Origin of the sequence: Neisseria sp. Marseille-Q1983, assembly GCF_018224585.1 — a bacterium.
Classification (GTDB): Bacteria; Pseudomonadota; Gammaproteobacteria; order Burkholderiales; family Neisseriaceae; genus Neisseria; species Neisseria polysaccharea.
This window is the reverse complement of record NZ_JAGTUI010000064.1, coordinates 1-6,002: the sequence shown is the minus strand read 5'-3', so window position 1 is coordinate 6,002 and position 6,002 is coordinate 1. Positions and strand designations below refer to the sequence as shown.

The 6,002-nt window shown below is 41.2% G+C and carries 6 protein-coding genes and 3 pseudogenes; all 9 read left to right on the top strand.

Translation table 11 applies throughout. The features are described 5' to 3' along the window. Positions 1-491 (top strand): HNH/endonuclease VII fold putative polymorphic toxin (locus tag KEM39_RS10480; RefSeq protein ID WP_249182735.1); only part of this gene is annotated, 491 nt, incomplete at its 5' end. 4 nt (positions 492-495) lie between these two features. Then, positions 496-891 (top strand): hypothetical protein, encoded by a 396-nt coding sequence (locus KEM39_RS10475; RefSeq protein WP_211709992.1) that lies wholly within the window; start codon positions 496-498, stop codon positions 889-891. Positions 892-1,152: 261 nt separating this feature from the next. Continuing rightward, positions 1,153-1,719 (top strand): annotated as a pseudogene (locus tag KEM39_RS10470) (RHS repeat-associated core domain-containing protein); the annotation flags it as partial. A 400-nt stretch (positions 1,720-2,119) separates the two neighbouring features. Then, entirely contained in the window at positions 2,120-2,623 is a 504-nt protein-coding gene (locus tag KEM39_RS10465; protein WP_025458295.1) for an Imm26 family immunity protein, read from the top strand. A 398-nt stretch (positions 2,624-3,021) separates the two neighbouring features. Next, positions 3,022-3,372 (top strand): annotated as a pseudogene (cas1, locus tag KEM39_RS10455) (CRISPR-associated endonuclease Cas1); the annotation flags it as partial. Then, positions 3,348-3,832 (top strand): annotated as a pseudogene (gene cas4, locus KEM39_RS11680) (CRISPR-associated protein Cas4); the annotation flags it as partial. The pseudogenes cas1 and cas4, both read left to right, overlap by 25 nt. 85 nt (positions 3,833-3,917) lie before the next feature. Beyond that, positions 3,918-4,550, top strand: coding sequence for a DUF4433 domain-containing protein (locus tag KEM39_RS10440; protein ID WP_211709989.1), 633 nt, complete (start codon positions 3,918-3,920; stop codon positions 4,548-4,550). Between the two features lie 13 nt (positions 4,551-4,563). Then, positions 4,564-5,598, top strand: coding sequence for a macro domain-containing protein (locus KEM39_RS10435; protein ID WP_118778784.1), 1,035 nt, complete (start codon positions 4,564-4,566; stop codon positions 5,596-5,598). Positions 5,599-5,673: 75 nt separating this feature from the next. After that, the coding region (locus tag KEM39_RS10430; protein WP_211709988.1) for a CRISPR-associated endonuclease Cas1 at positions 5,674-6,002 on the top strand (329 nt) is incomplete at its 3' end.

Genomic DNA, 6,002 nt, shown 5'->3' with positions numbered 1-6,002 from the left:
TGCGGTATTACGAGCCTGAGGCGGGGCGGTTTGTGAATCAGGATCCGATTGGGGTATTGGGGGGGGAGAATTTGTATCAGTTTGCGCCGAATGTACAGGCGTGGTTTGACCCGTTGGGGGTAGAAAAAAGTTCTCCTAACAAAAAGGAATTTTACAATGCCAAATCGAGAAGAGAGGCTTTTAGAAGAGCAAAAAAAGATTCAAACATACCTAATTCACTTCAGCCCACAAAAATTAGACGTGTTCTTTTAGATGATGGTTATGGTAATAAGGTTTTATATAGTAATTATCAACCAATTCAGGTGAGAGAATATTTTTATGAAATTCCTGGAAGAAAAACTATTGTTATCCAAGAACACAGTCTTGGCCATATAAAAGCAGAAATTAATAAAGGCAGAGAACCACATTTTAATGTGAGACCAGAAAGTAATACGAACACTGGTTCTGTAAGTGGTACTTATGGGCATTATAATTTTAAGAAAAAAAGGTAATCTTATGTTAAATTTAGATTTCTTCGGAAATAATTTTTTTCTAAAAAAAATTTATCCTGAAGGTATATACAATTCTATTTTTATTAAAGATATTATGATTAGTTTAAATGGTAATAGCGAATTCAGTTTTTTTATAAAACAGGAGCCATTATTCCCCGTTAAAAAATGGGGAAAATGGGAGAAAGATTTTAATGCCTTATGGGTTAAGACATCAAGTAATGTAAGATTTAAAGGAGTTTTAATTTCAAATCCAGATAGATTGGGATTTAATAAATTAGATATATATGTTGAAGACTTTTGCCAAATTTTTATTTCTCAAAAAGAAAATTCTCATGTAAATCTATCATTGTTCAAGAATGATAGATTTATTATTCAGAATGTAATTCCCATTTTTATTTAAAATGAGTTGTAACCTACTTCCTTCTCAAGCAGTCGATAACAAGCCATAGTCTGTATAAAACTTCCAATTCCGACGTAAGGTATGTGCGAAACGCACACATGCGTTTTTTGCTTTTCAAATGACCTCAAGCCTTCTTTGAGGTTATTTGAGCTATCTGTTCTTTAACAATCTCAGCCAAAACCGCCTACGAGCTCGCAGTGGACGGACTGCCGCTTAAACGCACCAACGCGCCGGGCCATACCTTCGCCTACGCCTACGACAAAGCCCGCCGGCAATACCGAGATCTGGACCTACGCCTACGACCCGTTCGGGCGAAGACTGAGTAAGGAAAGAAAAGACAAACTCGCCCGGACGAGTACCGACCCCAAACGCACCCACTTCGTCTGGGACGGAACACGATTACTTCAGGAGTACACCTACAAAGGCAGCTACACCTATCTCTACACCGACCAAGACAGCTACGAACCGCTGGCGCAAATCTTTGACAACGCCAAAGACGGCAAACAATACCTCGCCTATTTCCACAACGACCAAATCGGCATCCCGCGCGAGATGACCGACATCCACGGCAATCTGTTGTGGTACGGCGAATACACCGCTTGGGGTCGTCTGAAAAAGGACGGGCGCGTCTATCAGAACGTCCATCAGCCGTTCAGACTGCAAAACCAATACTTTGATGAAGAGACCGGGCTGCATTACAACCTGATGCGCTATTACGAGCCTGAGGCCGGGCGGTTTGTGAATCAGGACCCGATTGGGTTGTGGGGGGGCGAGAGTCTTTATTGGTTTGCTCCTAACAGCCAGATATGGATTGATCCATTTGGATTGGTTCATGAGAAAACTCCAGGCTACCATGTTTACGGATTATTTGATGTTGATCCAAATACCGGAAAAATTGCAGATAAGCCTTATTACGTTGGTATCACGAACGATACAGCGAGAAGGATTGCTGAACATCAAGATACAGGACGTTTGACCAAAGATGGCTTAACAAGAATGGAGCCCTTGCATCGTAATTTGACATATGGCCAAGCAAGGGGGTATGAACAAGCCTTAATTGAACATTACGATACAAAACATGGAGAGGTAGGAAAAGAAATTTCTCAAAGTAATAGACAGAATAAAATTAATTCTTTTGATATAAATAGCAAAACTCGTAGAAAATCTCGCCAAAAATATTTTATGAAGTTTCGAAATAAATTACTTAAAAAACTGAAAGGAAAGTGCAATGGATAGAGTAAATTTATGGGAGTGGGATAAGAAAACACGTACAATGTTAAGGTTTATTAAAGTGGGGGATATTCTTTGTTTTAAAATTAATGAACTTGAAGAAAAATATGGTTATGGGATTTTAATTGCTAAATTGGATGGCTGGTTTGCTTGTAAGATATATGATATACAACATACAAATCCTAATGTTATTACAGCGAAAGAAATAATGGAGGCTAAACAACTAGGAAAAATATTTATATTGGATGTATATAGTACATTGGATAATAAAAAACACATACAAAAGGGCGAATGGAGAATTTTAGGTCATTATGACAATTTTGAACTTACCCCTAATGAAATTAAGAATGTGTTTTTTGAATATGGACCAAGTGGCATGAAAAGAAAAATTGATTTGTTAGGGAATGATCAAGAAATTTCAGATAAAGAGGCAGAAGGATATCTACCTTACAGTCCAGTTACAGGAGATGATGCCAAAAGGTGGTATATAAAATACGAATAGTAAGCCGTAGTCTAGCAAAAACTTCAGTCCCGACATAGGGTATGCGCTACTCACGCTGTTTCTACTTTTCAGACGACTTCACTATCTTCTTTGAGGTCGTCTGAACCATTTGTTCTTTAACAATCTCAGCCCAAACCGCCTACGAACTCGCAGTGGACGGACTGCCGCTCAAACGCACCAACGCACTGGGCCATACCTTCGCCTACGCCTACGACAAAGCCCGCCGTCTGACCGTCCTCACCAACGAAAACGGCGAAACCTACCGTCTCGATTACGACCGAACCGACAACCTGATCCAAGAAACCGGCTGGGACGGCAAAATCACCGCCTACGGCTACGATGCCGCCGGACAACTGGTCCAACAGACCGAATACGGCCAAAGCACTAGCCAAGGCCGTCTGAAAGACCGACCCGATTACATCACCACCCAAGGCAGCTATCTGCATAGGGAGCGTGAGACACTGGTGGTGGAACAGGAGCGTAAGAAGGTAGCGCAGTTGCCGGTGCATTCCATCGGGCATATTTTCTTTTTTGGGAATGTGTTGGTGTCGCCGTTTTTACTGGGGTTTTGTGGCGAAAATAATGTGAATTTGGCGTTTTTTAAGGAAAACGGTCATTTCTTGGGGCGACTTCAGGGACGGCAGAGCGGCAATGTGCTGCTGCGTCGGGCGCAGTATCGGGTGTCGGAGCAAAGTCCCATGCCGATTGCGCGCAATATCATTGCGGCAAAGATTCGGGCGAACCGGAAACGCGCAAGGGCGTGCGCTTTGAGCGGACCGTGCATGTATCGGCGGAGAAACTGGGTATCAGCGGTGTGTTGGATTTGGTGGAAGTGGAAACAAAGACAGGCCGTCTGAAACCTGTGGAATACAAACGCGGCAAGCCCAAACCCGGCCCGGTGGACGAAATCCAGCTTTGCGCCCAAGGCTTGTGTTTGGAAGAAATGACGGGGCAAACCGTCTTTGAGGGCGCGCTGTGTGGTATATGCAAACCCGCCACCGCATCCCCGTTGTGTTTTCAGACGACCTGCGCGCCCAAACACTCGCCACCATCGCCGCCGTGCGCGAACTCCTAAACAGCGGCCAAACCCCGCTGCCCAACTACAGCAAACGCTGCAAAGCCTGCTCGCTGGTGGAGATTTGTCAGCCGGAGTTGCTGGGGAAACGGGATAGGAGTGTGGGGTATGTGGAGGGGTTGTTTGGGGAGTGATTTGATATTTTGAGATATGGAAATTTGGTATTTTAAATCATAAACGATAAAATAAGACCAATATATTGGATTGCAAAAGAGAAATATGATGTCAATTAAAATTTATCATATTGTGCATGTAGATAGATTAAGTTCTATTCTTACTGACGGGTGCTTATGGAGTGATGCTGTTATTAGTCAACGTACAAACAATGGATCTATGATTGGGCTAAGTAACATCAAGCAACGTCGGTTATATAAAGCATTAAATAGTTATCCAGATTTACATGTCGGAGACTGTGTACCATTTTATTTTTGCCCACGTTCAGTCATGCTTTATTTGATTCATCGTAGAAATACTGAATTAGCATATCAAGGAGGACAAGAGCCCATAATTCATTTGCAGGCTGATTTTAATCGGGTTATTGCATGGGCAAATAGTCAAAATCCACCTATCCGTTGGGCTTTTACTAGTTCAAATGCGGGTTCTTATTATTTCGAAGATTTTAATAACGTAAATGATTTAAATCAAATTGATTGGCAAGCTGTTCAAGCTTGTAACTGGCAAGGACAAAAAGAAGGAAAACAAGCAGAATTTCTACTAGAACATCAATTTCCTTGGCATTTGATAGAACATATTGGCGTACATTCGAAGTATTACGCACATGAAGTTATGAATGTGATTCAAGGACAACAACATCGACCACTAGTAACCATAGAGCCTACTTGGTATTACTAATAGGAGATTTATCATGATTGAATTTAAAACGGGCGATATTTTTGAGAGTGATGCCGAAGCTTTAGTAAATACCGTAAATTGCGTCGGTATTATGGGACGTGGTATTGCGTTGCAATTTAAAAATAAATATCCAGAGAATTTTAGAGCGTATCAGCAGGCATGTAAGCAAGAAATGTTGAAACCTGGAGAAATGTTTGTTTTTGAAACAGAGCAGCTTGTATTACCTAGATGGATTATTAATTTTCCTACCAAACGTCATTGGCGAGGAAAAAGCCGTATTGAAGACATTGAAAGTGGACTGATTGATTTGGTAAATGTAATCCAAGAAAAAAATATTCATTCCATTGCAATTCCGCCGTTGGGAGCTGGTTTAGGTGGATTGGATTGGGAGCAAGTGCGTTTACGTATTGAGAATGCACTTGGTCATATCAAGAATGTAAAAATTTTTGTATATGAGCCAAATGGAGTTCCTGAAAGTAGCAAAATAACACATTCTACAAAAATTCCAGAGATGACTGCTGGGAGAGCTGCCTTAATTGAATTGATGAGTCGCTATTTAAAGGGATTATTAGATCCATATATTTCATTATTAGAAGTACATAAGTTAATGTATTTTATGCAGGAATCTGGCGAAAATCTTCGTTTGAAATATGTTAAACATCATTATGGCCCTTATGCTGATAACTTACGACATGTTTTAAAAGCAATCGAAGGTTATTTTATTTCTGGATACGCTGATGGTGGTGATATGCCTAATAAACCATTAACACTTGTACCAGGAGCAGTAGAAGATGCGCAACAATTTCTATCTAATCATTCCAATAGTTATGCCAATTTTGAGAAAGTTACTGAATTAGTTGATGGATTTGAGTCATCATATGGTTTGGAATTACTGGCAACAGTTCATTGGTTAGCTAAAAAAGAAGGAATTACAGAAAAAGATAATTTAATAAAAAACATTCACCAATGGAACGAACATAAAAAGGTGTTTACTCCTAGACAAATTGATATTGCTTATGATCGTCTATTAGATAAAGGATGGATTTAAAATTAGCTTGATTTAGCTTAATTGATAATCTTCAGATGGCCCCAAAAACTGCGACCAAAATCCAAGGAGTTCCCCATGCGCAAACTGCAAAACACGCTTTACATCACCCCCCAAGGCAGCTATCTGCATAGGGAGCGTGAGACACTGGTGGTGGAACAGGAGCGTAAGAAGGTAGCGCAGTTGCCGGTGCATTCCATCGGGCATATTTTCTTTTTTGGGAATGTGTTGGTGTCGCCGTTTTTACTGGGGTTTTGTGGCGAAAATAATGTGAATTTGGCGTTTTTTAAGGAAAACGGTCATTTCTTGGGGCGACTTCAGGGACGGCAGAGCGGCAATGTGCTGCTGCGTCGGGCGCAGTATCGGGTGTCGGAGCAAAGTCCCATGCCGATTGCGCGCACTATCAT